At 71.3% G+C, this 25,033-nt stretch carries 24 protein-coding genes and 1 pseudogene; 15 read left to right on the forward strand and 10 right to left on the reverse strand.

Annotated elements, in window-relative coordinates; genetic code table 11:
• The 4 genes and pseudogenes from ABZ934_RS29410 to ABZ934_RS29425 form a co-directional block, all read left to right on the forward strand.
• Nucleotides 1-791: hypothetical protein (locus ABZ934_RS29410; RefSeq protein ID WP_361318892.1), on the forward strand; the 791-nt coding region annotated here is incomplete at its 5' end.
• 317 nt (nucleotides 792-1,108) lie between these two features.
• Nucleotides 1,109-1,771: a type VII secretion system-associated protein gene (locus ABZ934_RS29415; RefSeq protein ID WP_361318894.1), complete on the forward strand. Its 663-nt coding sequence runs from the start codon at nucleotides 1,109-1,111 to the stop codon at nucleotides 1,769-1,771.
• 116 nt (nucleotides 1,772-1,887) lie between these two features.
• Nucleotides 1,888-2,677 (forward strand): annotated as a pseudogene (locus tag ABZ934_RS29420) (transposase); the annotation flags it as partial.
• Nucleotides 2,678-3,048: 371 nt separating this feature from the next.
• Entirely contained in the window at nucleotides 3,049-3,504 is a 456-nt protein-coding gene (locus tag ABZ934_RS29425) for a hypothetical protein (protein ID WP_361318896.1), read from the forward strand.
• A 120-nt stretch (nucleotides 3,505-3,624) separates the two neighbouring features.
• Here ABZ934_RS29425 and ABZ934_RS29430 read toward each other — a convergent pair whose 3' ends face one another.
• Both ABZ934_RS29430 and ABZ934_RS29435 read right to left on the reverse strand, forming a co-directional pair.
• Entirely contained in the window at nucleotides 3,625-4,494 is an 870-nt protein-coding gene (locus ABZ934_RS29430; protein ID WP_361318898.1) for a hypothetical protein, read from the reverse strand.
• Nucleotides 4,495-4,668: 174 nt separating this feature from the next.
• Complete coding sequence (locus tag ABZ934_RS29435) at nucleotides 4,669-6,237, reverse strand: AMP-binding protein (protein WP_361319010.1); 1,569 nt, start codon at nucleotides 6,235-6,237, stop codon at nucleotides 4,669-4,671.
• Nucleotides 6,238-6,535: 298 nt separating this feature from the next.
• Between ABZ934_RS29435 and ABZ934_RS29440 the strand changes: the two genes are divergently transcribed.
• The 4 genes from ABZ934_RS29440 to ABZ934_RS29455 all read left to right on the forward strand — a co-directional run bounded on the left by ABZ934_RS29440 (nucleotide 6,536) and on the right by ABZ934_RS29455 (nucleotide 10,683).
• Nucleotides 6,536-7,786, forward strand: a complete 1,251-nt coding sequence (locus ABZ934_RS29440) for an amidohydrolase family protein (RefSeq protein WP_361318900.1) — start codon at nucleotides 6,536-6,538, stop codon at nucleotides 7,784-7,786.
• Nucleotides 7,777-8,931 (forward strand): acyl-CoA dehydrogenase, encoded by a 1,155-nt coding sequence (locus ABZ934_RS29445; RefSeq protein WP_361318902.1) that lies wholly within the window; start codon nucleotides 7,777-7,779, stop codon nucleotides 8,929-8,931. The genes ABZ934_RS29440 and ABZ934_RS29445 overlap by 10 nt, the downstream gene beginning before the upstream one ends.
• A gap of 5 nt (nucleotides 8,932-8,936) precedes the next feature.
• Nucleotides 8,937-9,860: an acyl-CoA dehydrogenase family protein gene (locus ABZ934_RS29450; protein ID WP_361319012.1), complete on the forward strand. Its 924-nt coding sequence runs from the start codon at nucleotides 8,937-8,939 to the stop codon at nucleotides 9,858-9,860.
• Between the two features lie 349 nt (nucleotides 9,861-10,209).
• Nucleotides 10,210-10,683 carry an ATP-binding protein gene (locus ABZ934_RS29455; protein WP_361318904.1) on the forward strand — a complete coding sequence of 158 codons (474 nt, stop codon included), beginning with the start codon at nucleotides 10,210-10,212 and terminating at the stop codon, nucleotides 10,681-10,683.
• A 202-nt stretch (nucleotides 10,684-10,885) separates the two neighbouring features.
• Here the strand turns inward: ABZ934_RS29455 and ABZ934_RS29460 are convergent, their stop codons facing one another.
• The 3 genes from ABZ934_RS29460 to ABZ934_RS29470 form a co-directional block, all read right to left on the reverse strand.
• A complete protein-coding gene (locus tag ABZ934_RS29460) occupies nucleotides 10,886-11,242 on the reverse strand; it encodes a hypothetical protein (protein WP_361318906.1) in 357 nt (118 codons plus the stop codon).
• A gap of 287 nt (nucleotides 11,243-11,529) precedes the next feature.
• A complete protein-coding gene (locus tag ABZ934_RS29465) occupies nucleotides 11,530-11,730 on the reverse strand; it encodes a DUF397 domain-containing protein (RefSeq protein ID WP_361318908.1) in 201 nt (66 codons plus the stop codon).
• 11 nt (nucleotides 11,731-11,741) lie between these two features.
• Complete coding sequence (locus ABZ934_RS29470) at nucleotides 11,742-12,596, reverse strand: helix-turn-helix transcriptional regulator (RefSeq protein WP_361319014.1); 855 nt, start codon at nucleotides 12,594-12,596, stop codon at nucleotides 11,742-11,744.
• A 248-nt stretch (nucleotides 12,597-12,844) separates the two neighbouring features.
• On the opposite strand from ABZ934_RS29470, the gene ABZ934_RS29475 reads away from it, so the two are divergent.
• Nucleotides 12,845-13,291: an ATP-binding protein gene (locus tag ABZ934_RS29475; protein ID WP_361318910.1), complete on the forward strand. Its 447-nt coding sequence runs from the start codon at nucleotides 12,845-12,847 to the stop codon at nucleotides 13,289-13,291.
• Nucleotides 13,292-13,311: 20 nt separating this feature from the next.
• Here ABZ934_RS29475 and ABZ934_RS29480 read toward each other — a convergent pair whose 3' ends face one another.
• Complete coding sequence (locus ABZ934_RS29480; RefSeq protein WP_361318912.1) at nucleotides 13,312-14,238, reverse strand: cyclase family protein; 927 nt, start codon at nucleotides 14,236-14,238, stop codon at nucleotides 13,312-13,314.
• Between the two features lie 89 nt (nucleotides 14,239-14,327).
• On the opposite strand from ABZ934_RS29480, the gene ABZ934_RS29485 reads away from it, so the two are divergent.
• From ABZ934_RS29485 to ABZ934_RS29495, 3 genes are read left to right on the forward strand one after another with little or no spacing between them, the layout of a single operon-like run.
• Nucleotides 14,328-15,239, forward strand: coding sequence for an SDR family oxidoreductase (locus tag ABZ934_RS29485; RefSeq protein WP_361318914.1), 912 nt, complete (start codon nucleotides 14,328-14,330; stop codon nucleotides 15,237-15,239).
• 9 nt (nucleotides 15,240-15,248) lie between these two features.
• Nucleotides 15,249-16,448 (forward strand): acyl-CoA dehydrogenase family protein, encoded by a 1,200-nt coding sequence (locus ABZ934_RS29490; protein WP_361318916.1) that lies wholly within the window; start codon nucleotides 15,249-15,251, stop codon nucleotides 16,446-16,448.
• A 4-nt stretch (nucleotides 16,449-16,452) separates the two neighbouring features.
• The gene (locus ABZ934_RS29495) at nucleotides 16,453-17,520 is read left to right on the forward strand and encodes a Zn-dependent alcohol dehydrogenase (RefSeq protein WP_361318918.1); all 1,068 of its coding nucleotides are present in this window, start codon (nucleotides 16,453-16,455) and stop codon (nucleotides 17,518-17,520) included.
• Between the two features lie 84 nt (nucleotides 17,521-17,604).
• Here ABZ934_RS29495 and ABZ934_RS29500 read toward each other — a convergent pair whose 3' ends face one another.
• Nucleotides 17,605-18,222 (reverse strand): flavin reductase family protein, encoded by a 618-nt coding sequence (locus ABZ934_RS29500; protein WP_361319016.1) that lies wholly within the window; start codon nucleotides 18,220-18,222, stop codon nucleotides 17,605-17,607.
• Between the two features lie 237 nt (nucleotides 18,223-18,459).
• Here ABZ934_RS29500 and ABZ934_RS29505 point away from each other — a divergent pair, with 237 nt between their 5' ends.
• Nucleotides 18,460-19,251 carry a VOC family protein gene (locus tag ABZ934_RS29505; protein ID WP_361318920.1) on the forward strand — a complete coding sequence of 264 codons (792 nt, stop codon included), beginning with the start codon at nucleotides 18,460-18,462 and terminating at the stop codon, nucleotides 19,249-19,251.
• Between the two features lie 45 nt (nucleotides 19,252-19,296).
• Here ABZ934_RS29505 and ABZ934_RS29510 read toward each other — a convergent pair whose 3' ends face one another.
• The 3 genes from ABZ934_RS29510 to ABZ934_RS29520 all read right to left on the reverse strand — a co-directional run bounded on the left by ABZ934_RS29510 (nucleotide 19,297) and on the right by ABZ934_RS29520 (nucleotide 23,875).
• Nucleotides 19,297-20,112 (reverse strand): enoyl-CoA hydratase-related protein, encoded by an 816-nt coding sequence (locus tag ABZ934_RS29510; protein ID WP_361318922.1) that lies wholly within the window; start codon nucleotides 20,110-20,112, stop codon nucleotides 19,297-19,299.
• Between the two features lie 120 nt (nucleotides 20,113-20,232).
• The gene (locus ABZ934_RS29515; RefSeq protein ID WP_361318924.1) at nucleotides 20,233-22,467 is read right to left on the reverse strand and encodes an acetate--CoA ligase family protein; all 2,235 of its coding nucleotides are present in this window, start codon (nucleotides 22,465-22,467) and stop codon (nucleotides 20,233-20,235) included.
• A gap of 163 nt (nucleotides 22,468-22,630) precedes the next feature.
• Nucleotides 22,631-23,875 (reverse strand): NAD(P)/FAD-dependent oxidoreductase, encoded by a 1,245-nt coding sequence (locus ABZ934_RS29520; protein ID WP_361318926.1) that lies wholly within the window; start codon nucleotides 23,873-23,875, stop codon nucleotides 22,631-22,633.
• Between the two features lie 153 nt (nucleotides 23,876-24,028).
• Here ABZ934_RS29520 and ABZ934_RS29525 point away from each other — a divergent pair, with 153 nt between their 5' ends.
• Both ABZ934_RS29525 and ABZ934_RS29530 read left to right on the forward strand, forming a co-directional pair.
• Nucleotides 24,029-24,481, forward strand: coding sequence for a DoxX family membrane protein (locus ABZ934_RS29525; protein ID WP_361318928.1), 453 nt, complete (start codon nucleotides 24,029-24,031; stop codon nucleotides 24,479-24,481).
• A gap of 83 nt (nucleotides 24,482-24,564) precedes the next feature.
• Nucleotides 24,565-24,960 (forward strand): Zn-ribbon domain-containing OB-fold protein, encoded by a 396-nt coding sequence (locus ABZ934_RS29530; protein ID WP_361319018.1) that lies wholly within the window; start codon nucleotides 24,565-24,567, stop codon nucleotides 24,958-24,960.
• The last annotated feature ends 73 nt before the right edge of the window (nucleotides 24,961-25,033 follow it).

Raw genomic sequence — 25,033 nt, forward strand, 5'->3', positions numbered from 1 at the left:
CCCCGAAGGTGGAAACCCCCGTCCTGGTCGGCGTCGGCGCCCACAACGCCGACAACGCCATCCACCTCGGCTCCGACATGTCCGACCCCGTCCACATGGGAGAGCACACCCCTGGCGGCCACGCACCGGACGGCATGCCCCGCAACGACCACACCGACTCCGCCTCTGCGGGCAGTGGCGGCCACGCGTCGGACCACACTCCGACCGGTGGAGGTGTAACAGCCCACCCCACGGACACCTCGTTCCCGGGCGAGAGCGGGCACGGCTTTGATGGTGGTGGAAACAGCGGCACCGGGGTTCCCGGCACAGGCGCAACACCTGCTGAAGGGCCCAACCGTTTGGCGGCGGCGACGGACACCAGCGTGGACCTGGACAAGCTGGGCATGCCTGCCGTCTGGCGCACTGATGACGCTCCCTTGTATAGAAGTGACAACAGGGCTCCCGAAGAGATCTTTGAGAGTGGCTTTGAACCGCTTGACCCGTCGCGCGTCGACCTCGTTGAGTATGTCGAAGAGAGTGAGCACTCGGCGTTCGTCAGCACTTCCTACCGTGATGACATCGGTGACGACTTTGGTGGAAAGTACACATACGAGCTGGATGTGCCTGGCGGCATCGACGTGAACACTTCCATGGGGCCCCACCCTCTTTCGTACGAACAGGAGATAGCCTTCCCTGGAGGGGTCCGGCCCGAGTACATCAAGGGAGCCCGTCCGTACAACTATGCGACCGGCGAGGTTGGTGATCTCATTCCGAATCCGAACTACCGCCCCGAGGTTGAACGTGTTCCGTGAGACGGAGATTCTGCATGATTCGGAGATCGTCCTCGTCTCCGAAGGTGGGTGCGTGTCGGGAAGAGTGGTGGCCGAATTCTCCGGATCTTCCTACATGGTACGCATCTCTTACGGTGACGAGATGGTCGAACACGTGGCCTGGAATCTTTTCGAGGCGTTGGCCCAGGTGCGGACAGATCTCGAGCACGCGGGACTAAAGCCGGCAGTCGAGGGTGCTTGCCGGGACGTGTACCCCAGCAGAATGGCACTGGAGATGGGCGGCGGGAGGAAGGCGTATCGCTGGCCGGTCGCAGAGCGACCGGTGACAGTGGGAATTTTTGCTGCTGTACCGAGGTCTGAATATTGTCGACTCGCTTATGTGGGAGAGCAGCGAGTCTCTATCGAAAAGCTCAGGAAAAAAAGAAGTGGGTGAAGCGGTGGTGCGGGCGCCCGTTGAATGGATAACAGAAGCGATGCGAGCCGAGGCGTCAAGGAATCCCGATTCCTGGGTCTATGCGATCGATCCCTTTGTCGATCCGGCCGGTCGAATCCCTCCGTACGCCATCTTCGGTGCTTGGAAGGTCGACGAGCAGGGTGAAATAACCGATCAATTCACTCCTAATTCTAAATATCGACCTTCTCCACGCAGCATGGGCATGGCCGAGCCGACCGATGCGGTGGATGCTGCCATCCAGCTTGCTGCCACTCGGTATGGCAGCGAGGCTGACGTCGTCCGGGCCCTTGTGGGGTCCTTCGTATTCGTCCTTCCCCAGTCGGTTATCTACCTAGACGTTCGTTCCGAAGCGGTCGCCAGAAAACTCCTGCCCGTATTCACTGATCCTAGCCACGCGCCGACCGCAGCGCCGGAACTGCGAAGGGTGGAGGCGTGCAGCCTGGCGGCAGGTCTGCCGAGCGACACGTATTTCAAGATAAATCCTGGCAGTTCCGCCTCCGTGGAAATACCAGTCACGGATCTGCAATCTTGGCGCGCCGCCCAGTAGGCGGCCCCGAAGCCCTGATTTCCGCTGGGTGAGCTGATCTCCGCAACAGGCGCTGCTGTGGAATCCGAAACAGGTGGCGTTGGCGTGTGTGGCTGCCCACGCATCTGTTGTACTGGAGGCCCGGCAACGCGGGCAGCAACACAGCCGCTGACCACATCACCACGGCCCAACTCACCCTGGCTCAACTTCCGAAGAAGTACCGGCATTGACGCCGGACGCTGATTCGTACCGACTCCGGGGGCGGAACGCATGAGTTCACAGCCTGGCTCACCCAGCGCGGACGGTGGCTGTCGTACTCGGTCGGCATGACCATCACCGAGCAGATTCACCAGGCCGTACTCAAGGTCCCCGCCCCGGCCTGGACGGCAGCGATCGAGCCCGGCGGCGAGATCCGGGACGGCGCCTGGGTCGCCGAGATCCGGCGACTGCCTCAAGGGCTGGCCGAAGGGAATGCGGCTGATGGTCCGCAAGGAACCGCCCCACCCCGGCGCCCAGTTGCGCATCACCGACGCTGACGGACTGCGGCTGACTTGCTTCGCCACCAACACCACCGACATGCCGATCGCGGCACTGGAGCTGCGGCACCGTCAGCGAGCCCGAGCCGAGGACCGCATCCGGGCCGCGCGGGCCACCGGCCTGCACAACCTGCCCCTGCGCGACACCGCACAGAACCAGATCTGGCTGGAAATCGTCCAGCTCGCCCTCGACCTGCCGGCCCGGATGCCCATGCTCGCCCGGGCCGGCAAAACCCGCAGGTGGGAGCCCCGCCGTCTCCGGCTCCGCCTCTTCTCCGCCGCAATCCAGATCGTCACCACCGCCCGCCGCCGGCACCTGAGATTCGCAGGCCACTGGCCTTGGACCGACGTGATCACCGACGCCCTGGCACGGCTCGAAACTCTCCCTTAACCCCGGCTGACCGCGCGTTCCCGTCCCTGCAACCAGCACCACCGCGACCGGAGCCGTGGAACCCGGCACCCACCCGACGGGACAGCCGGGCCATCAGCGTGCCCACCACCGACCCGAACAACCGAAACGGCCCGCCGAAGAAACCGACGGACCGTCACGAAGGGCCGCGGCTAGCAAGGAACCCCGGCCCTTCGAACGCGGAGGTGAGGTAGAACAGCGGATTCGGCAGCTCCTGCCAGGACCGAAACCGAAGAGGGCTGACCTAGAGAAGGCGCTCGCCCACCTCGCGGACAATCCGGCGGGGCAGGAGATAATTTTCGTCGAATACGGCCCGGCGCCTAGGTGGCCAGTGCGATTGAAAGACTGAAGAATTGACGAATGTACGGCAACCGGATCTCCAAGAATGGGCTGAAGAGAAGCGGCGGAACGCAGCTGACGTCGCGGAGATGCTCGAGGTGCCTCCGGAAACCTACGCCCTTGATGCAATGAGCCTCCTTCCGGCTTTGCAAAATTATGTATCACGCGCCCCATTGGAAGATTTTGAACAGTCGGACTGGATCACGCTACACGTCGACTTGATGTCATTTGTGGCCGATTACCTCGTTCGGAAGTACGGCGCACAGTGGGCTGTGGCAGAAGATCCTCGAACACCACGTGGATATCGCTACCTCATCGAGGTGACCGGGCGGGATGGCCGGACTCGCCAGATTGATCCACTCGACGTGGTGACGAAGGAATTCTCCAACCGGCCGATCGATATCATCCGAATGGTGGCAAGCGCGGAACTCACACTGCGTTTGGCCTCTGAGGTGAGCCAGGAGGAGTAGGGAGCTTTCGGCGCCCGTGGGCCGAGAAGCGCGTTCGAAGCGGCCGCGTTCGTCGAGTCGGTGACGAACCGCCTAACGGGCACCCGCTAGGGCCCCGCGGGCCCCGTCGGCGGCGCTCAGTCACACCGGGGCCGGAATGCCGCGGAGGGCGCGGCGGAGGGTGTTGGCGTGGGCCGAGACGGCGGAGGGGGAGAGCGGGGTCTCGCGGGAAGGGCGGTTGGAGGTGGGCGAGCAGGCGGGGCAAGGGGTGTCCGGGGCGCCGAGGGGGTCGCGGCAGGACGGGCACTCGGGCAGGGACGCCGCGGGGGCGGCGGGATCGTGCCGGGCCCGGGGCGCGGGGAGTTTGCGGACGAGGCGGTCGGCCAGCAGGGCGCGGGCCGAGTGGACGGGGCGGGGTAGTCCGTCCGCGAGCAGGGAGCGGGCCTCCAGCTCGGGCACTCCGTGTTCCACCCACCGTTCCGCGAGCGGCGCGAGGACGAGGATTTCGGCGGCGCTGAGCGCCAGCCGCGGCTCGTACACGCCGAGCCGCCGGAGTAGCGCGCCGCCTCGGCCGGCGGCCTCCGTCAGCTTCACGGGTTCTGGGAGGGAGGGTTTTTCTTCCTCTTTCTGCTTCGCCCGAAGGGGGAACCCTCCCGCGTTCCCGTCGATCGGTTCACCGGCGGCCGGTAGTACGGGAACCGGCTCCCCTTCCCCGTACGGGGTGTCGAAAATGGACACCTTTGTCCGGACTTGCCCGGTCATCGCGTCCCGCACGGTCTCCCGCACGTAGTACCCGTACCGGATCAGCTCGTCCACGGCCTTGGAGACCCCGCGCCGGCCGACTCCCGGGTTGTTGTCGGCGAGGGAGCGTACGTCCTCACGGGCCCCGCTCGGCAGGGAGAGGAGGTAGCCGAGGATTCCCCGGGCGGTGAAGCTGAGGCGCTTGTCCCGGATCAGGTCGTTGCCGAGGACGGTGAAACCGCGCGTCCGGCGGCTAAGGTGAATCTGCATCGAAGGGCCTTTTCTTCGGTGTCGGACCCCGGGGTGTTGGCGCACCGCCGGGGTCACCTGTTTTCAGTTCGTGGTGGCCCGGACGCTAGCGCACCATTCGGCCCAACTGCCAGCTATGGCCCGGCGTTTACCGTCCGTACGCATCCGGGCCCGGAAATCGGCGCCGGCGCGTGGTCAGGCGTAGCGTTCTCGGAGTTTGTACTTGAGCACCTTGCGCAGCGCCTCGTTGCGGGGCAGGGCCTCCACCAGCTCCAGTTGTTCCGGGAGCTTGTGCGGGGACAGGCCCTGGGCGCGCAGGTGGGTCGTGACGGCGGGCAGAGTCAAGGGGCTCGCGCCCGGGGGCTGTTCGACCACAGCGCAGACTCGTTCGCCGCGGTCCGGGTCGGGAAGGCCGATGACGGCGGCGTCCGTGACGTCGGGGAGCAGGTGGAGGAGGTCCTCGATCTCCTTGGCCGAGATGTTCTCGCCCTTGCGGATGATGACGTCCTTGCTGCGCCCGGTCAGGACCAGGTGCCCGTCCGGGGTGAGGTGGCCGAGATCGCCGGTGATCAGGTAGCCGTCGGCGTCGAACGCGTCCGCCGACCGGTCGGGGTTCAGGTAACCCCGGCAGACCGCCTCGCCCCGCAGCCGGACCTCCCCGTCGACCGACGGTGGGAGCGGGGCGCCGTCCGGGGTCGTGATGCGGATCGACATGCCCTGCGGGGGTCGGCCCTCGGTCGTCGCGAGGTTCTCGTCCGTGTCGTCCGGGTCGCCCATGGTGATCATCGGAACCTCGGTCATGCCGTAGCCGTGGGTGAGCTTGCAGCCCAGTTCGCGGACCACCGCGTGGTAGATCTCCGGTGGCTTCGGGGCGCCGCCGCCCGCCAGCAGGCGCAGGGTGGGGATGAGCTTCGCGGAAGGGTCCTTGCGCTGCTCGGTGAGGAACAGCGAGTAGAAGGCGGTGGAGCCGCCGGCGATGGTGACCCCGTGGCGGCGGTACCCCTCCAGGGCGTCCGGCATCGCGAATTTCTCGAACAGCACCGCCGGGAAGCCGTACAGCAGCAGCATCACCAGGTAGTCGGGGCCGCCTATGTGCGCGTACGGGAAGGCCACCGAGCCCACGTCCCCCGGCCCCGGCCGCAAGGCGTGCGCCAGGCCGGAGCCGCCCGCGATCAGGGACCGGTCGGTGTGCAGGACCCCCTTGGGGTCGGAGGTCGTGCCGGAGGTCCAGTAGATCCAGCGCACGTCCGTCCCGGAGGCGGGTGGCGCGGGCAGGGCGGCCGGGTCGCCGTCCGGGAGGCCCTCGTAGGCTCGGAAGACGCCACGCGCCCCCAGCCGGGCCGCCATCGCCGTGTGGTCGAAGCCGCGCCACTCGCCGGGGACGGCGAAGAACTCCGCCGCCGACTCGCGCAGCGCGAAGCCCGTCTCGCGGTCCCGGTAGAAGGGGATGACGGGGGACTGGACGGCGCCGAGCCGGGCGAGCGCGAGCGAGAGCAGCACCGTCTCGATGCGGGTGGGCAGTTGCCAGGCGACGACCGTGCCGGGGCGCACCCCCATCCCGTACAGGCCCGCCGCTACCCGCTCCGCGCGGTCGTGGAGCGCGCCGAAGGTGAGGGTGCGGTCGTCGGCGGGGTCCGGGGCGGCCTCGATGAGCACGGGGGCCGTGGGGGTGAGGGCGGCCCGGCGGGCGACGAGGTCCCAGAGGGTGGGGGAGCCGCCGAGGCCCCGGGCCGTTTCCGCCGCGATGTCGACGGCCGCCGCCATGGCGCCGGACCGGCGCTCCGCCGCGATGTCGACGGCCGCCGCCATCTCGCGGCCCGCCGCCGTTTCCGAGTCGGCCGCCGTTTCGGAGTCCGCCCCCGTTTCCGAGTCCGTCGCCCTTTCGGAGTCCGTCGTCCCGTCCTTCGTCGTCATCCGGAATCCTCCCCCTCGACCCGCCCCGTGACTGACGATGCGTCAGGTCTGGCGAGAGCGTAGGGCTCCGGCGCTTGCCGGTCCAGAGGCCGCGGCGCTAGCTTGATTCTGACGGTCCATCAGATACGGCGAGGGGACACCGGACACCATGGACACGGAACTGCCACGGATCATCAGCGTCGACGACCACGTGATCGAACCCGCCCACCTCTTCGACGTGTGGCTGCCGGCCAAGTACCGGGACCGCGGACCGCAGGCGCTCACCGCCGGCATCGGCGACCTCGTCTACACCGGGGGCAAGTACGTGATCTCCATGGACCCCGACGGGCCGCCGACCGACTGGTGGATCTACGAGGACCTCAAGTTCCCGTACAAACGCAACATCGCCGCCGTCGGCTTCGACCGCGACGACATGACCCTGGAGGGCATCACCCGCGAGGAGATGCGCCGCGGCTGCTGGGACCCGGCGGCGCGCCTCGCCGACATGGACCTCAACCACGTCGAGGCGTCCCTGTGCTTCCCGACCTTCCCCCGCTTCTGCGGCCAGACCTTCGCCGAGGCGCACGACAAGGAGGTGGCCCTCGCCTGCGTGCGCGCCTACAACGACTGGATGGTGGAGGAGTGGTGCGGTGACAGCGGCGGCCGGCTGATCCCGCTCTGCATCATCCCGCTCTGGGACATCGACCTCGCGGTGGCGGAGATCCGGCGCAACGCCGCGCGCGGCGTGCGCGCCGTGACCTTCTCCGAGATCCCGACCTACCTCGGCCTGCCGTCGATCCACTCCGGGTACTGGGACCCCTTCTTCGCCGTCTGCCAGGAGACCGGGACCGTCGTCAACATGCACATCGGGTCCTCCTCCCAGATGCCCGCCGCGTCCCCCGACGCGCCGCCCGCCGTCCAAGCCTCGCTCAGCTTCAACAACGCGATGGCCTCGATGATGGACTTCCTCTTCAGCGGCGTGCTGGTGCGGTTCCCGACGCTCAAGCTCGCCTACAGCGAGGGCCAGATGGGGTGGATCCCCTACGCCCTGGAGCGCGCGGACGACGTGTGGCGCGAGCACCGCGCCTGGGGCGGGGTCCGCGACCTGATCCCCGAACCGCCGTCCACGTACTACTACCGGCAGATGTTCTGCTGCTTCTTCCGCGACAAGCACGGCATCGCCTCGCTCGACGTCGTCGGACGCGACAACGCGACCTTCGAGACCGACTACCCGCACGTCGACTCGACGTTCCCGCACACCAAGGACGTCGCGCTCGACCACGTGAAGGGCCTCGACGACGAGACCGTCTACAAGCTGATGCGCGGCAACGCCATCCGCATGCTGGGCCTGGACCTCGACCGCCACCGCGGAGGCCGCAGCCACGGGGCCCGCAGCCACGGGGCCCGCCAGTGGACCTGACCTACACCGCCGAGGAGCGGGAGTTCCGGGCCCGGCTGCGCGAGTGGCTCGCCAAGGAGCTGCCGGCGCTGCCCCCCAAGCCGTCCCCGGACGACTGGCCGGCCCGCCGCGCCTACGACGCCGGCTGGCAGCGCCGGCTGCACGACGCCGGGTACGCGGGACTGCACTGGCCCCTCGACGCCGGTGGGCGCGGCGCGACCCCCACCCAGCACCTGATCTTCCTGGAGGAGACGGAACGGGCCGGCGCCCCCTACGTCGGCGCGAACTTCGTCGGCTTGCTTCACGCGGGACCCACCATCGCCGCCGAGGGCACCGCCGCCCAGCGGGCGCGCTGGCTGCCGCCGGTGCTGCGCGGCGACGAGATGTGGTGCCAGGGGTTCAGCGAACCGGACGCCGGCTCCGACCTGGCCTCGCTGCGCACCCGCGCCGTCCGCGACGGCGACGACTACGTGATCAGCGGCTCGAAGATCTGGACCTCGCACGCGGAGGTCGCCGACTGGTGCGAGTTGTTGGTGCGCACCGACCCGGCGGCCCCCAAGCACAAGGGCATCAGCTGGCTGGCCATGCCGATGGACGCGCCCGGGATCACCGTACGGCCGCTGCGCACCCTCGCCGGATCGGCCGAGTTCGCGGAGGTGTTCCTGGACGAGGTGCGGGTGCCGGTCGCGAACCGGGTGGGGGCGGAGAACGACGGCTGGCGGGTCACGATGGTGACGCTGTCCTTCGAGCGGGGCACCGCCTTCGTCGGCGAGGTGGTGGCCTGCCGCCGCACGCTCGCCCTGCTGGCCCGGACCGCGAAGGAGAACGGCCGCTGGGACGATCCGGTCCTACGTCGCACCCTGGGACGGCTCCACGGGGAATTCGGCGCCCTCTGGAGGCTGACGCAGTGGAACGTCAGCGAATCGCAGCGCTCGGGCGGCGTCCCGGGCACGGGTGGCAGTGTCTTCAAGCTGGCGTACTCGCACGCGCGGCAGGAGCTGTACGACGCCGCGGCGCAGGTGCTCGGCGCGGGCTCGCTCGCGCTGGACGAGGAGTGGGTCCTGGACCGGCTCTCGTCGCTGTCGTACACCATCGCGGCGGGCACCTCGCAGATCCAGCGGAACATCGTCGCCGAGCGCGTACTCGGCCTGCCGAAGGGGCGGTGAGCGACGTGGACTTCCAGCCGAGCCGTGAGCAGCGTGACCTGCGGGCGGGCGTACGGGACCTCCTCTTCGGGCGGTACGGGCGCGAGGCGCTGCGGGCCTCGGTGGAGGCAGGCGTCGCGGTCGACCGGCGGCTGTGGCGGAAGCTCGGCGAGGCCGGGTTCTTCTCGCTGCGCCTCCCGGAGGCCGACGGCGGGGTCGGGCTCGGGCTCCCGGAGGCCGTCCTCGTCTTCGAGGAGGCGGGGCGGGCCCTGCTGCCGGGGCCGCTGGTGGCGACCTTCCTGGCGGCGGGGGTGGTCCCGGGCGCCGCGGCCGGGACGACGGTGGTGACGGCGTACGACCTGGACGGGCCCCTGGTGGCCCACCTGGCGGAGGCCGACGCGGTCCTCGGGGCGCCGGCACTGCCCGAGGGCGAGCCGGTCCGTTCGGTGGACCCGCTGACCCCGCTGCACCGGGTGGTCCGGGCCGGCGGGCCTGGGGACGACCGGCCGGGGCGGGCCGACCCGTACCGGGACGAGGGCGCCCTGCTGACGGCCGCGCTCCAGCTCGGCAGCGCGCTGCGCACGGTGGAGCTGGCGGCGGAGCACGCGCGCGGGCGCGAGCAGTTCGGGCAGCCGATCGGGGCGTTCCAGGCGGTCAAGCACCTGTGCGCGGGCATGCTGGTGCGGGCGGAGGTGGCGCGTGCGGCGGTGTACGCGGCGGCCGTGACGGGGGACGGCGCCGAGATCGCGGCGGCGAAGCTGCTGGCCGACGAGGCGGCCGTGCGGGGGGCCCGCGACTGCCTCCAGGTGTACGGCGGGATGGGCTTCACCTGGGAGGCGGACGTACACCTGCACTTGAAGCGGGCGTGGGTCCGTGCGGAGCAGTGGCGGACCGCGGCGCAGGCGGAGGAGCTGCTGGCGGCGGACCTGCTGGCGTCGGCGCCCGCGTGAGGCAGGGGAGGCGCGGGGGCACGGGGGGCACGGGGGACATGGGGGGCACGGGAGGAACGAGGCGGGACTCATGTCCGATTACAGAGAGTTGATATCGGTTTGTGTCCTCCGATCACCCCCTTACGGTCCGGAGTCGGGGGCGCGCTCCGGTACGCTCCCACGAATGCGAGCGGCCCTGCGGCGTGAGCGTCGCACAGTATGCACCACGCCCACTCCTTCGCGCGGGAATATGCCCGAAGCGCTTGTTGTGGTGACTGAACGTCAACCATGCTGCTCTGCAAGGGGGTCACTGGCGGTGACCCCGTTCCGTCGTGAGGCGAAGTGTCCGCCGGTTCGGATGGTGTGAGCGGTGCAGGTGCTTCAGGTTCAGCTTGAGGTAGGAGCGGACCCCGCCGAGGTCGGCCGGGCGCGCCGGTGGGCGCGCTCACGGCTGGCGGGATGCGGGATAGGGGACGACGAGCCGCTCGCCGAGACGCTGATCCTGCTGATCTCGGAGCTGGTCACCAACGCGGTCGTGCACACCGGCTGTCCGGCCGTGCTGCGGATGCTGTTCGGGGGACCCGGGGTGCGGGTCGAGGTCGCGGACGCCAGCGACCGGGAGCCCGCCCGGCGCCAGGCCGCCGGCGACGACACCGGCGGGCGCGGTCTTGAGCTGGTCGACGGGCTCGCGGACCGCTGGGGCTGGCAGCGCGAGGGCGCGGGGAAGCGGATCTGGTGCGAGATCGACCGGGGGCGGAAGGCGGGCGCCGACCGCTCCGAGGATGCCCCGGAAAGGTCTGCCGAATTCTTTGCCCCGATCCGGGAACCTCGCGTGTACCTCTAACGAGGTGTTGACGGCTCGTCACGTGTTGATCACTCTGGTGTGGAGCGATTCGTCGCGAGGGGACGCCAAGGGTCCTGCCTTGACGAGTGCGGGTCGTGGGGTGGCGGCTGCCGTGCCGCGCTCGGGGCGTGCATGCGCGTACGCCGCCACCCAGTAGGTCCCCCTTCGGGGGCCGTCCATGGTCGCCACGCCGGTGGCTGCGTCAGTGGGCGAGCGTCATCAGCAGGTAGTCGACGGGGCGTACGCGCCACTCGGGGCGCAGGCCGCTGCGCAGCACGATGCTGAAGCCGGCGGGTTCGCCCCGGTGGAGGGCGGCGAGGGCCTGTAAGCGCCCGCCGCCGTCGGCCCAGGCGAGCGCCCGATCCACCTCGGCGGGGGCCAGGGCGAAGGGGCGGGTCGTCCGGCTCTGCGTTCGGATGAGGCGGACCGCCTCTTCAGGAGTGTCCAACATCAGCCGGTCGAGCAACTCGGGCGCCGTGGAGTAGGCGTCGGGGTAGCAGAGCGCCTCGAACCAGTATCCGGTCCGGAGGGCGACCGTACAGTCCCGGCCGGGGGGCAACTTTGTCCGTTGTGGTCGCGTGAGCGGGTCGGATGGAGGCATGGCCGCCCTCCTGGGCTGGGGCGCGCCGTGGCCATCCGCAGTTGGCAGGGCAACGGCCGCGCAGACGAGGAGCGGTGCAGCGGACGGTGAGGCCGCAGCCGCAGAGGGTGACCGTAGCGCTTCGCGATGTGTGGTGGCAAGGGTGCACCGGGGCATATATGCCAGCCCTGGGCGCGCCCCCCGCCGGGACTCGGCGAGGGGCGCCGAGGCTCTGCCGCGGCGCGCGGGGCGGGCCGCGGCAACCGTCAGCTCACGAAGTGGTCGAACTCGCCCGCTTTGACGCCCTCGATGAAGGCGGCGAGCTTGGCCGGGCTGGTGGTGATGATCGCTTCCGGGTCGTCGCTCTCGCGCATCACGATTCTGTCGCCGTGCCGGCCGACCTCGATGCAGTTTTCGCCCCCGCCTCCGGAGAAGGACGACTTCTGCCAGCTGATGGGTGTGCTCATGGCGCTGTTTCTCACAGTTCTCGTGCGATGTGATGGATGATCTGCCGCGATCCCTCCGGGTCGAGGGCGGCCTTCTCGGCGATGTCGAACAACGTGCGGTACTTGCGCAGGTCGGCGTCGGCGTCAAGGAACCGTCCGCCGAAGGCGCTGTCGATCTGCACGGTGTCCAGTTGCGGAACGACTCCGTGGGCGTAGAGGACGGGCTGCGTCACCTCGATGAAGTCCTCGTTGGTGAACGGGATCACCCGGACCGTTATGGCGGGCCGCGCCGATACCTCGATGAGGTGTTCAAGCTGCTCGCGGGCCACGTCGCGTCCGCCGAAGCGCATGCGCAGGGCCGCCTCGTGGATGATCGCGTCGAACCGGGGCGGGTTCGGCCGGTCGAGGACCGTGATGCGCTTCATTCGGTGCTCGACGCGGGCCTCGACCTCGGCGGCGGGAAGCTTGGGCGTGACGCCGGAAAACAGGGCGCGGGCATAGTTCTCGGTCTGGAACAGTCCGGGCAGCGTGACGCTTTGCATCGACCGGAGCGCTACGGCGTGGTGTTCCAGTTCCGCGATGTCGAGGAATCCAGGGGCAAGGATGCCCCGATATTCGTCAAACCAATACTGCCCACGATGCTCCCTCGCGATCGCGCAGAGCGCGTCGATCAGGGCCTCGTCGTCGCAGGAGTAGAAGGTCGCGAGTCGCCTGATCCGCTCCTCGCTGATCCCCAGGCGTCCCGCTTCGATGTGGCTGATCTTCGCTTGGTCGACCGACAGCAGACCGGCGGCTTGCCTGGCCGTCGTTGCTGCCGCCTCGCGCAGTTTCCGCAACTCGGCGCCCAGCCGTGCCTGGCGTGCGGTCGGGTTGTCCCTCGGCGGCATGTGTCCCTTCCCCTTGTCTGGCACGAGTCTGCCGGTATCCATGCCGTGGGTCCACCGAGTCCCGGCGGCCGACCTGGCAAGGTTGCACCGGTGCATAGTTGCCCCTACGGTTCTCGTAGCACCGCGTCGCAGGCCCATCGGACCGAAGTGCAGCCGCTGGCACGCGCCCTGAAGGGGTGTCACGTGGAGGCGGCCGATGCCACGGAGGGCAGGCGCGCGCGGATCCGTACCGTCAGGAGACGATCGCGATGACGAACACGAGCGCTTTACCGGCCGCCGACGAGGGGCCGGGGCGGAGGGCGACCTACCGGATGGTGGCGCCGAGTCGGGCCGGGACGGTCGGGATCGCCCGGGACTGGGTGGTCTCCGTCCTGCGCGGGGCGGGGTGGAGCGAAGCGGCGGAGCGGGCGCGGTTGTGCGCCTCGGAGCTCGTCACCAACGCCTACCGGCACACCGATACCGGGGAGATCGCCGTCGAAGTGTCGCTCTCCGATGAGCGCGCGACGGTTTACGTCTACGACGGCGCGCCCGAGCTGCGCCTTCCGCCCCGGCCCCCGGCCGGCGGCGACCCGCCGCTCCTGGTCACCGGCGGGCGGGGACTCGCGCTCGTCGCCGCCTACGCCGACGACTGGGCGGTCGTGGCGCAGGGCGCCTGCGTCAAGGTCGTCTGGTTCAGCCTCCTGTCGGCGCGATGAGACGCGTGGGGCGGAGGGGCTCAGAGGACGGCGACGGGGGCCACCGGCGTACCGGTGCCGCCGACGAAGGGTTCCGGCATCGCCGACAGGAAGAACGCGTACCGGCCCACTTCCGCACAGGCTGTGGACAACGTTTCGAGGTTCCAGTTCTGGCCCTGGAGCATCCCCATCTCGACCAGGTCCAGCGCGTGCACCGGAAGCCACAGGTTCTCGATCTCCGGCGGGAAGATCTCGAAGGTCAACGTGTCGTTGGCGACGGCCGCCACGTCCCGGGCGTGGAACCACTCCGGGGTCCGCACCGACAGGCCGGGGGAGGGGAACCCGTAGCCGTGCTTGTCGCCCGCGAGGTACACCTGGATCTGGCCTGTCCGGACCAGGACGACGTCACCGGCCCCGACCGTGACCCGGCCGAACTCCTCCGCCACCGCGAGGTCCTCGGGGGTCACCGCGTGGCCGCCCGGCAGCCGGTCCACGCCCTTGGCGCGGGCCACGTCCAGCAGGACCCCCCGCGAGACGACGGGACCGGCCTTGTCGATGCCACCGAACTCGGCGCGGCCGTGGGCGGTGATCGTGGCGGCCGGGCGGCCGTTGTAGATCCGGCCCGAGTGCGAGACGTGCGTGAGCGCGTCCCAGTGGGTCCCGGCCTGGAGCCCCATCGTCACGGCGTCGTCGCTGCACGCCACCGTGCCCGGACCGAACAGCTCCTGGTTGATCTGCACCATCGTGTGCAGCGGGTTGACCCGGCCGGGGATCAGGCCGGCCTGCACCCCGTCCTCCCTGAGGGGCAGCGCCAGCGGGATGCGCCGGCCCGTACGGGCCTCGGCGGCCGCGGCGCGCACCACCGCGTCGGTGATGAGGTTCAGGGTCCCCCTCTCGTCCTCGGCGCCCCACCGGCCCCAGTTGTTGACGCGCTTGGCGATGTCGTGGAACTCGGCCGGCAGGGTCATGGCCTCATCAACTCCCGGGGCTTGTGCTGTGGCATCGGATGGCCCATAGAATCTAACGGTCCGTCAGAAACTGCGGAAAGGGGTCGGGCGTGGGGAACTTCCTGGCAGGCAAGGTCGTCGCCGTCACCGGGGCGGGCCGGGGCATCGGACGGGCCGTGGCGCTCGCCGCCGCCGCCGAGGGGGCCAAGGTCGTCGTCAACGACTACGGCGTGGGCATCGAGGGTGGCGAGCCCACCAGCGAGATCGCCGCGTCCGTGGTCAAGGAGATCGAGACGGCGGGCGGCGAGGCCGTCGCCGTCGCCGACGACGTCTCCACCATGGCGGGCGGACAGCGCATCGTCGACACCGCCCTCGCGCGGTACGGGCGCGTCGACGGGGTCGTCTGCGTCGCCGGCATCCTGCGCGAACGGATGCTGTTCAACATGTCCGAGGAGGAGTGGGACCCCGTGGTCGCCACCCACCTCAAGGGCACCTTCACCGTCTTCCGCGCCGCCTCCGCCGTCATGCGCCGGCAGGGCTCCGGCACGCTCATCGGGTTCACCAGCGGCAACCACCAGGGCTCGGTCGCCCAGGCCAACTACAGCGCCGCGAAGGGCGGCATCATCTCCCTCGTGCGCTCGGCCGCCCTGGGCCTGGCCAAGTACGGGGTCACCGCCAACGCGGTCGCGCCCGTCGCCCGGACCCGGATGTCCGCCAACGTCCCCATGGAGCTCAAGGAGATCGGCGAGCCGGAGGACGTCGCGGCGCTGGTGACGTACCTGCTCAGCGACCGGGCGAAGGCGGAGGCGATCACCGGCCAGGTGTATACCGTCGCCGGCCCGAAGATCGCCGTGTGGGCGCAGCCGCGCGAACTGCGCGCGGCGTACGCGGACGGCCCCTGGACCCCCGAGAAGATCGCCGACTTGCTGCCCGGGACGGTGGGCACCGACCCGATGCCGATGCTCGCCCAACTGGAGGCCATGGCCAAGGCGGCAGCCGCCAAGGACCGCCCCAACGCGTGAGGGAGAGCCATGGACTTCGGTTTCGGGTCCGAGGACGAGGAACTGCGCAACCACGCCCGGTCGTGGCTGCGGGAGCACCTCGTCGGCCCGTACGCGCACGCCCGCGGGCTCGGCGGGCCCGGCAGCGAGCACGAGGGGGTGGAGGCGCGGCGGGCCTGGGAGCGCGAACTGGGTCGCGGCGGCTGGATCGGCCAGGGCTGGGAGGTCCCCGACGGGGCCTACGGGCAGCGGCGGCTCTCCCTGACGGGGCAGGTGGTGTGGGCGGAGGAGTACGCGGCGCTCCGCGCACCCGGACGGGTCGGCCACATCGGGGAGAACCTCCTCGCGCCCACCCTCGTCGCCTACGGGACCACCGAACAGCGGGACCGCTACCTGCCGGGGATCGCCCGCGGCGAGGAACTGTGGTGCCAGGGGTACAGCGAGCCGGGCGCCGGATCCGACCTCGCCGGGGTCCGTACGACGGCCGTCCGGGACCCCGCCGACGGGCGCCACCGGATCACCGGGCAGAAGATCTGGACCTCCCTCGCCCGGGACGCCGACTGGTGCTTCGTCCTGGCCCGCACCGAACCGGGCTCCCGCCGCCACCGGGGCCTGACCTTCCTGCTGGTGCCGATGGACCAGCCGGGCCGCATCGAGGTCCGGCCGATCCGCCAACTGACCGGGACCAGCGAGTTCAACGAGGTCTTCTTCGACGGGGCGGTGGCCGCCGAGACCGTCGGCGGTGAAGGCGACGGCTGGACCGTGGCCATGGGCCTGCTCGCCCTGGAACGGGGCGTATCCACCCTCGTGCAGCAGATCGGTTTCGCCGCCGAACTGGAACGGGTCCTGGCCGCCCACACCGCCTCGGGCGCGGACGACCCCGTCCTGCGGGAGCGGCTGGTGCGCCAGTGGGCCGAGCTGCGCACCATGCGCTGGAACGCCCTGCGCACCCTGGGCGGCAGCGGCGACCGGGGCGCGCCGAGCGTCGCGAAGCTGCTGTGGGGCGGCTGGCACCGGCGGCTCGGCGAGCTGGCGGTGGCGGTGCGGGGCGCGGAGGCCACCGCCGGACCGACGGACCGGGGCCGGGAGGACCCGTACGAGAACGGCCTCGACGAGGAACAGCGCCTCTTCCTGTTCAGCCGGGCCGACACCATCTACGGCGGCTCGGACGAGATCCAGCGGAACATCATCGCCGAGCGCGTGCTCGGCCTGCCCAGAGAGACGCGGTGACGACATGCGAGGCGTCGTGTTCGACGGCAAGCAGGCCCAGGTGGTCGACGATCTGGAGATCCGAGACCCGGGGTCGGGGGAAGTGCTGGTCGCGATATCGGCGGCCGGACTGTGCCACAGCGACCTCTCGGTGATCGACGGGACCATCCCGTTCCCGCCGCCGGTGGTGCTGGGGCACGAGGGCGCGGGTGTGGTCGAGGCCGTCGGACCCGGCGTCACGCACGTGGAGGCCGGCGACCACGTCTCGCTGTCCACCCTCCCCAACTGCGGGGCCTGCGCGGACTGCGACCGGGGCCGGCCCACCATGTGCCGCAAGGCCATCGGCATGCCCGGACAGCCCTTCTCGCGCGGCGGTTCGCCGCTGTTCCAGTTCGCCGCCAACTCCGCGTTCGCGGAGCGGACGATCGTCAAGGCCGTGCAGGCGGTGAAGATCCCGAAGGACATCCCGGCGACCTCGGCCGCGCTGATCGGGTGCGGGGTCCTGACCGGGGTCGGGGCGGTCCTGAACCGGGCGAGGGTGGGACACGGCGAGTCGGTGGTCGTGATCGGCGCCGGCGGCATCGGGCTGAACGTGCTCCAGGGCGCCCGGATCGCGGGGGCCGGGACCATCGTCGCGGTGGACGCCAACCCGGCGAAGGAGGCGGTGGCGCGGCGGTTCGGCGCCACCCACTTCATCGACGCCTCGGCCGCCGGGGACACCTCGGCGGCGGTCCGCGAGATCCTGCCGACCGGCGCGGACCACGCCTTCGAATGCGTGGGCCACGTACGGCTCATCCGGCAGGCCGTCGACCTCCTCGACCGGCACGGACAGGCGGTGCTGCTGGGCGTCCCCGGCTTCAAGGAGGAGGCGTCCTTCCAGGTGGCGTCCCTCTACCTGGACAAGACGATCATGGGCTGTCGGTACGGGTCCTCCCGGCCGCAGCGCGACATCGCGCTCTACGCCGAGCTGTACCGGCAGGGGAAGCTGCTGCTGGACGAGCTGGTGACGGAGGTCTACCCGGTGGAGGACTTCGCGAAGGCGCTGGACGACGCGCGCCACGGGCGCGTCGCGCGCGGGGTGCTCACCTTCTGACGCGGTCCGGGGCCGCCGGAAACAGGGGCCCGGAACCGTATGGCCGGGGGGCGAAGCGACCGGTCGGGGGGTGAGGCGACCGGTTCAGGGGGTGAAGCGGCCGAACCTGCCCTGGTGGAAGAGGAGCGGGTCGCCTTCACCGGGCGCGCCCAGGGCCTCGACGCGGCCCACGACGATCAGGTGGTCCCCGCCCGTGTGGACGGCATGGATTCGGCAGTCGATCCAGGCGGGCACCGAGTCCAGCAGCGGCGAGCCGGTCGCGGGGGACGGGCGGTGGGTGACGCCGGCGAACTTGTCGGCGCCGCTGATCGCGAACGACCGGCACAGCGCTCCCTGTTCGGCGCCCAGGATGTTGACGCAGAACACCCCCGCGCGGGCGATCCGGGGCCAGGTGGTCGACGTACGCGCCACCATGAACGTGACCAGGGGCGGGTCCAGCGACAGCGAGGCGAAGGACTGGCAGGCGAAGCCGGCCGGCCCTCCCGTGCCGTCGCCGGCGGGGGCGGTGATGACGGTGACCCCGCTGGCGAAGTTCCCGAGGACGGCCCGGAACTCGGCGGCGCCGACCGGCGTCCGCTCGTCGTCCCGTACGGCCCGGAGGTCGGGGCGCGGCAGGACGGCGTCCGACAGCGGATCCGGCTCCGGCGCGGCGGAGGTGGGGGAGCCTGCTGACCTGAGGTATCGGACGACGGTGGCCGCCATCCCTGCGTGTCCCATCACCCCTCGATTGAAGCTGACGGTTCGTCAGATGGGAAGGGTCGGGACGGTGCGGCCGTGAGTGCGGCCGTGAGGTACGGCCGCACCGCTCTACCTCCGGTCGGGTGAAACCCCGGCCCGCCCGGACCCGTACGCCGGGCAGCCGCGCGCGGGCTCGGCATGGTGGCGGGGACCGGCGTGCCGCCGTACGCCGCACCACCGCAGACACCCGGGAGAGACCCCATGCTCGGCACCGATTTCCGTACCGGATCACCCAACTGGCTCGACCTCGGCAGCCCCGACATCGACGCGGCCACCGCCTTCTACAGCGGCGTCTTCGGCTGGGACTTCGTCTCCGCCGGACCCGAGGCAGGCGGGTACGGCTTCTTCCGGCTGGGCGGCAAGACCGTCGCCGGGATCGGACCGCTCACCGAGGAGGGAGCGAAGTCCGCCTGGATGGTCCACTTCATGAGTCCGGACCTGCAGGCCACCGTCCAGGCCGTCAGGGACGGCGGCGGCACCGTCCGGATGGAGCCGATGGACGTCATGGGGGAGGGGTGGCTCGCGCAGTTCACCGACCCGCAGGGCGCGCAGTTCGCCTCGTGGCAGCCCGGGAAGACCCCCGGGCTGGAGGTGGCCTCGGCCGAGAACACGCTGGTCTGGGTCGAGCTGCACGTGCCCGACCCGCTCGCGGCCGTCTCCTTCTACAACGGGGTGTTCGGCTGGCGCAGCGAGGAGATGCAGGCGCCCGGGATGACGTACCGGGTGCTGAGCATCAAGGACGGCGACCAGCGCGAGGCGTCCTTCGGCGGGGTCGCGCCGCTGGGCGACGGCGCGGGCGGTGGCGGGGCCGGGCCGAGCTGGGTGCCGTACTTCCACGTCACCGACGCGGACGCCACCGTGAGCGCCGTACAGGGCAACGGCGGCTCGGTGCTCATGCCGGCGGCCGACGTGCCGGACGTCGGCCGGATCGCGTGGGTGGCCGACCCGTTCGGGGCGACGTTCGCGCTGCTGAAGCCCAGCCCGCAGATGTAGCGCCCCGCCCGGCTTCCCCGGCCCGCCCGCCGCCCGTTCGCGTCCTCAGCGGCCGAGGTACTTGGGGGCGCGGCGCTCCACGAAGCTCGCCACGCCCTCGTTGGCGTCGACGGTGGTCATGTTGATCTCCTGGGCGGCGGCCTCGGCGGCCAGGGCGGCCGCCCGGTCGCCGTCGAGGGAGGCGTTGACGAGCTGCTTCGTCAGGGCCAGGGCCCGGGTCGGGCCCTGGGCCAAGCGCTCCGCCCAGGCGCGGGCGGTCGCCTCCAGGGCCTCGGGCGGAACCACCGTGTTGACCAGCCCGAGGCGTTCGGCCTCCGCGGCGGACACGGCGTCTCCGAAGAACATCAGCTCCTTGGCCTTCTGCGGCCCGAGCAGCCGGGGCAGCAGGTACGCGCCGCCGCCGTCCGGGACCAGGCCCCGGCGAACGAACACCTCGATGAACCGGGCCGGTTCGGCCGCGATGACCAGGTCGCAGGCGAGGGCGAGATGCGCGCCGATCCCGGCGGCGGTGCCGTTGACGGCGGCGATGACCGGCTTCTCGCAGTCGAGGACCGCGGTGATCAGTCGCTGGGCGCCGAGCCGGATCATCCGGGCCACGTCCCCTGCCACCCGCTCACCGGTGGCCGGCCCCCCGCGCAGGTCGGCGCCCGCGCAGAAGCCCTTCCCGGTGGCGGTGAGGACGACGGCCCGCACGGCGGGGTCGCCGGACGCCTCGCCGAGCAACCCGATGACCCGCTCCCGCTGCTCCCCGGTGACGGCGTTCATGGCCTCGGGCCGGTTGAGCGTGATCCACGCGACGCCGTTGTCGATGCGGTGCAGTACGTCGCGGTGCGGTACGTCGTCCTCGGGGGCGGGGGTCATGGGCGAACTCCGTTCGTGTGAGGCACGCCGGCCGCACCGGGGCGGCCTCCGGGTGGGAGACCGGCCCCGCACCGGCGCGGGGCTCGATCGTGGCCCGGAGCGGCAGCGGCAGCGATCGTGTCAGCGGCAGACGGCCAGGGCGTCCAGGGCCACCGCGCCCTGGCCGCGGGGCAGCACCATCAGGGGGTTGATGTCCAGCTCGGAGAGGGTGTCGCCCAGTTCCAGCGCCATCCGCTGGGCCCGCAGGACGACCTCCACCAGCGCGTCCACGTCCGCCGGGGGCGCGCCCCGTACGCCCTCCAGCAACGCGTGCCCGCGCAGTTCCGTCAGCATCGCCCTCGCCTGGTCCTCCCCGAACGGCGGCACCCGCACCGCCGCGTCGCGCAGCACCTCCACGAGCACCCCGCCCAGCCCCACTGTCACCGTAGGGCCGAACAGGTCGTCCCGGGTGACGCCGACGACCATCTCGACGCCCCGCTCGACCATCTGGCAGACGAGGATGCCGTCCAGCGGGACGTTCTCGTAGCGGGCGATGTCCGTCAGCTCCCGGTAGGCGTCGCGGATCTGGCTCGCCGAGGTCAGGCCGATCTTGACCAGGCCCAGCTCCGTCTTGTGCCCGAGCTGGGGCCCCGACGCCTTCATCACGACGGGGTACCCGACCAGGCCCGCCGCCCGGACCGCCGCGGCCGCGCTGGTCACCAACTGCTCGCGCGGCACCCGTATCCCGTAGGCCCGCAGCAACTGCTTCGCCGCGTGCTCGCTGAGCTGCCGGCCCGGGCGCATCAGGGCCTGGGCCTTGCGGTAGGAGGGGGACGGGGTGCGCGGGGCGTCCTCGAAGGGCGAGCGGTAGGACGCGGTGAAGCGGTGGTGGTCGAGGTAGGCCCGTACGGCGGTGATGCAGTTGCCGAAGGTGCGGAAGGTGGCCACCCGGGAGGAGCCGAGCAGGGTGGTGCGGTACGCCTCCTCCGTACCGACCGGGGACCCCCAGATCACGCAGATCAGCTTGTCCGTCCGCTCGGCGGCGTCCACCAGGTCCTGCGCCAGCTTGTCGCTCATGGGCGGGAACGGTCCGGTGATCGGGCAGATCAGGACGCCGACGGACGGGTCGGCCAGGATCGCTTCGATGATCTTGGGGCCGCGCCAGTCGCCGACGGGGTGGCCGCCGTTGTCCACGGGGTTCGCGACGTTCAGGTAATCCGGGATCCACTGGTGCAGCTCGGCCTGCTTGGCCTGCGAGAGGGTGGGGAGCATCAGCCCCGCCTCTGTCGCCAGGTCGGAGAAGTGGGCCCCGGTGCCGCCGGAGATGGAGTACACGACGACGCCGTCGGCCCGGGGCGGGCGCGCGCGGGCCAGCAGGGCGGCGGTGTCCTGGAGCTCGTCCAGGCCGTCCACCCGGATCACCCCGAACTGCCGCATGGCCGCGTCCACCACCGCGTCGGAGCCGGTCAGCTTCCCGGTGTGGGAGGCCGCCATCCGGGCGCCGGTCTCGGTGCGGCCGACCTTGACGGCGACGACGGGCACCTTGGCGCGTGCGGCCCGGTCGGCGGCGAGCAGGAAGGCGCGGCCGTCCTTGAGCCCCTCGACGTAGCAGGCGATGGCCCCCACCTCGGGCCGCTCGGCGAAGTAGGAGATGAAGTCGGCGGTCTCCAGATCGGCCTCGTTGCCCGTGGGCGCCCAGTGCGAGAGCCGGATGCCGAGTTCCTGGAGGGTGTAGACCGGCCGGCCCTGGTGCCCGGACTGGGTGATCAGCGCGATGGCCGGGCCGTCCAGGTCGTCGCGGAACGCCTCGAAGGCATTGAGGTTGGTGTTGGGGCCGAGCAGGCGCAGGCCCGATCGGCGGACGGCGGCGGAGAGCCGGGCCTGCGCGGCGGCCCCGGCGTCACCGGTCTCGGCGAAACCGGAGGCGAACGCGACCGCGAACCTGACCTTGGCCTCGGCCAGCTCCTCGATCACCGGGAGCGGGTCGGCCACGAGCAGCACCGCGAGGTCCACCTGTTCGGGCAGCGCGGCCACGGAGGCGTGGCAGGGCATTCCGAAGACCGTGGCGCGGGTCGGGTGCACGGGGTGGACGCGGGCCCCGACGCGCTCGGCCCAGGCGATGAGCTGCCGGGTGATGCCGGTGTTCGGTCTGCCCTCGGCGTCGGAGGCGCCGATGACGGCCACGGACTCGGGCCGGAAGAACCGGTCCAGGTCGGGCACGTCGGAGCGCAGCGGCCGTCCGCTGACATCCAGTGCCGCCGCGTCCTCGGCGGTGGGGGCCGCCGTGGAGTGGACGGCCGTCCGGGGGGTCTCGCCGCAGGCGTCGACCCGTGCGCGGAAGTCGGTGGTGAGGGTGCCGTGAGTAGATCCAAGCATCGTTCCGCCCGCTCCTGCTCGATGAACTCCATGAGTCTCGCTAGCTGACGCCCAGTCAGATTACTGAACTGACGCGCCGTCAGGAACAGAATTGCGCAGGAAAGATGGTGGAGGTGGTGTGTGGAACGGTCCCAGATCCCCGGGCGAGGGGTCCAGGACGGTTTCAGCCGACCCGGCGGCGGGTGCGGGCGCTCCCGTCCCCGCCTTCGCGCGCTCGTCGGCGGGGGGCGGGCCGGCGGCGGGCGACGGCCTTGGCGATCCGCTCCGCGTCCAGGGCCATCTCCCGGAACATCCCGCTGATGGGGTTGGTGAACCCGGTGAAGTAGAGGTCCGGGGCCCCGGAGGGGGTACGGGCGCCGTGCACGCGGGGGCGACCGCGCTCGTCGAGCACGCCGAGGTGGCCCACCAGTCCCTCCAGCGCCCGCCGGTAGCCGGTGGCCGCGATCACGACGTCCGGGGTGATCCGGCTGCCGTCCGCGAACTCCACCTCGGCCCCGTCGAAGCCCGCGACGGCGGCGACCGGCTCGACCGCCCCGCGACGCACGGCGTTGATCAGTCCGACGTCCTGCACGGGGATCGCGCCCTCGCGGACCCTGCTGTAGAGCCCGGTGTCGGGGCGCGGGAGCCCGTACGCCGACAGGTCCGGGACGGTGGCCTTGGCGATGAGCGCGCCGAGCCGGTCCACGAACCGCACGGGCAGCCGGCGCACCAGGATCGCGCTCCGCTGCGCCGGCCAGCCCAGGCTGGAGCGCCGCACGATGTGCGGGGCGGTCCGGACGGCGAGCCGCACCCGCGCGGCCCCGCCCTCGGCCAGGTCGACGGCGATCTCCGCGCCCGTGTTGCCGACCCCGACCACGAGCACGTCCAGGCCGGCGTACGGGGCGGGGTCGCGGTACTCGGAGGCGTGCAGCAGCCGCCCCGGGTAGCCGTCGCGGCCGGGCCAGTCGGGCAGCGCCGGGGTGTGGTTGAACCCGGTCGCCACGACGACGGCCCGCGCGGCCAATACCCGGCCGCCGCCCGCGTACAAGGTCCAGCCCTCCCCGTCCCCGTTCGCGTCGGTGGCGCGCTCGATCCGGTTCACCTCCACGCCGGTGACCAGTTCCAGCTCGTGGAACTCCGCGTACTTCTCCAGGTAGCGCACCACGTCCGCCCGGGCGACCCACCGCCCGAAGCGGCGCGGAACGGCCAGCCCGGGGAGCGCCGAGAGGCGCCGGGTGGTGTGCAGGCGGAGCCGGTCGTAGTGGGCGCGCCACGAGGCGCCGACGGCGTCGGACTTCTCGACCACCACGGCGCGGACCCCGCGGGCGCGCAGCGCGGCGGCGGCGGCGAGGCCGCCGGGGCCGGCGCCGATCACGTACACGGGGCGGGGCTGGGTGGTCAGGTCGGGGACTGCGGGGACTGCGGGCATGAGGTGTGAGCGTATCGACACAGAGAGTTGATGGGTCTCGGACGAGGAGGAATCCGATTGCGGATCGGTCACGGGGCCGCTCCGGGGGCCTTGCGGGACGGGCCCCGATCGGGTGAACTGACGTACCGTCAGATTTGGAGATGGGGGCTGCCGATGCGGACCGTCTGGCTCAGTGGGGCCGAATGGATAGCCGTGCTCCGGATAGGGCTCGGCCTGTGGTGGCTGGAGAGCTGGCGGCACAAGGACAAGAAGGGCTGGTTCGAGCGCGGCACCGGGATCGGGTGGGCCGCCGACGTGGCGGGCAAACACCGCTGGGCGTTCGTCAAGGGCGGCTTCGACCGGGTCGTCCGGCCGCGCCCGAAGCTGATGGCGTACGTGGTGGTGTACGCGGAACTCGCGCTCGGCCTCGGCCTGGTCGTCGGGCTGCTCACCCCGATCGCCCTGGTCGGGGGAGTGCTGCTGAACCTGCTGTACCTGGTGCTGATGATCCACGACTGGGCCGAGCAGGGGCAGAACGCGATGATGGCGCTCATCTCGGCGGTCGTGCTCTTCGCCATGGGCTGGCAGGTCTGGTCCCTCGACGCGGCGACGGGACTCTTCCTGTGAGCGGGACGAGCGGGGCGACGGGTCCTGCCGGTGGGAGGAGCGGGACTTCGGGTCCTGTCGGCAGGGCGACGGCGCGGTACGACCTGCCCGAGGCGGACGACTTCACCCGCCCCTACTGGGAGGCCGCCGCACGGGGCCGACTGCTGCTGCGCCGCTGCGCGCAGTGCGGCCGGGCGCACCACTACCCCAGGGAGTTCTGCCCGTTCTGCTGGGCGGGGGAGGACCGGGTGCGGTGGGAGGAGGCCGAGGGGGCGGCCGTCCTCTACACGTGGTCGGTGATCCACCGCAACGACCTGCCGCCCTTCGGGGAGCGGGTGCCGTACGTGGCGGCGGTGGTGGACCTGGCGGAGGGGCCGCGGATGATGACGGAACTCGTGGACTGCGGGGCGGCGGAGCTGAGCATCGGGATGCCGCTGCGGGTCGCGTTCCGCGAGACCGGTCCGGGCACGGCCGTTCCCGTCTTCCGCCCGGAGTCGTAACCGGGCCCGAGGGCAGGGAAGTTGACGTACGGGACGCCATCCGTCGCCGTATGTCACAGGCGCGCACCGGTCC

It is taken from the genome of Streptomyces sp. NPDC046557, from assembly GCF_040645975.1.
In the GTDB taxonomy this organism is placed as follows: domain Bacteria; phylum Actinomycetota; class Actinomycetes; order Streptomycetales; family Streptomycetaceae; genus Streptomyces.

What these genes read in the sequence shown, in the direction of transcription:
- ABZ934_RS29510 (WP_361318922.1), bottom strand. Translation starts at nt 20,112, where the DNA reads ATGACCCCCGCCCCCGAGGACGACGTACCGCACCGCGACGTACTGCAC.
- ABZ934_RS29500 (WP_361319016.1), bottom strand. Translation starts at nt 18,222, where the DNA reads ATGGCGGCCACCGTCGTCCGATACCTCAGGTCAGCAGGCTCCCCCACC.
- ABZ934_RS29495 (WP_361318918.1), top strand. Translation starts at nt 16,453, where the DNA reads ATGCGAGGCGTCGTGTTCGACGGCAAGCAGGCCCAGGTGGTCGACGAT.
- ABZ934_RS29515 (WP_361318924.1), bottom strand. Translation starts at nt 22,467, where the DNA reads ATGCTTGGATCTACTCACGGCACCCTCACCACCGACTTCCGCGCACGG.
- ABZ934_RS29520 (WP_361318926.1), bottom strand. Translation starts at nt 23,875, where the DNA reads ATGCCCGCAGTCCCCGCAGTCCCCGACCTGACCACCCAGCCCCGCCCC.
- ABZ934_RS29440 (WP_361318900.1), top strand. Translation starts at nt 6,536, where the DNA reads ATGGACACGGAACTGCCACGGATCATCAGCGTCGACGACCACGTGATC.
- ABZ934_RS29430 (WP_361318898.1), bottom strand. Translation starts at nt 4,494, where the DNA reads ATGCAGATTCACCTTAGCCGCCGGACGCGCGGTTTCACCGTCCTCGGC.
- ABZ934_RS29480 (WP_361318912.1), bottom strand. Translation starts at nt 14,238, where the DNA reads ATGACCCTGCCGGCCGAGTTCCACGACATCGCCAAGCGCGTCAACAAC.
- ABZ934_RS29525 (WP_361318928.1), top strand. Translation starts at nt 24,029, where the DNA reads ATGCGGACCGTCTGGCTCAGTGGGGCCGAATGGATAGCCGTGCTCCGG.
- ABZ934_RS29505 (WP_361318920.1), top strand. Translation starts at nt 18,460, where the DNA reads ATGCTCGGCACCGATTTCCGTACCGGATCACCCAACTGGCTCGACCTC.
- ABZ934_RS29475 (WP_361318910.1), top strand. Translation starts at nt 12,845, where the DNA reads ATGACGAACACGAGCGCTTTACCGGCCGCCGACGAGGGGCCGGGGCGG.
- ABZ934_RS29490 (WP_361318916.1), top strand. Translation starts at nt 15,249, where the DNA reads ATGGACTTCGGTTTCGGGTCCGAGGACGAGGAACTGCGCAACCACGCC.
- ABZ934_RS29435 (WP_361319010.1), bottom strand. Translation starts at nt 6,237, where the DNA reads ATGGCGGCGGCCGTCGACATCGCGGCGGAAACGGCCCGGGGCCTCGGC.
- ABZ934_RS29465 (WP_361318908.1), bottom strand. Translation starts at nt 11,730, where the DNA reads ATGAGCACACCCATCAGCTGGCAGAAGTCGTCCTTCTCCGGAGGCGGG.
- ABZ934_RS29470 (WP_361319014.1), bottom strand. Translation starts at nt 12,596, where the DNA reads ATGCCGCCGAGGGACAACCCGACCGCACGCCAGGCACGGCTGGGCGCC.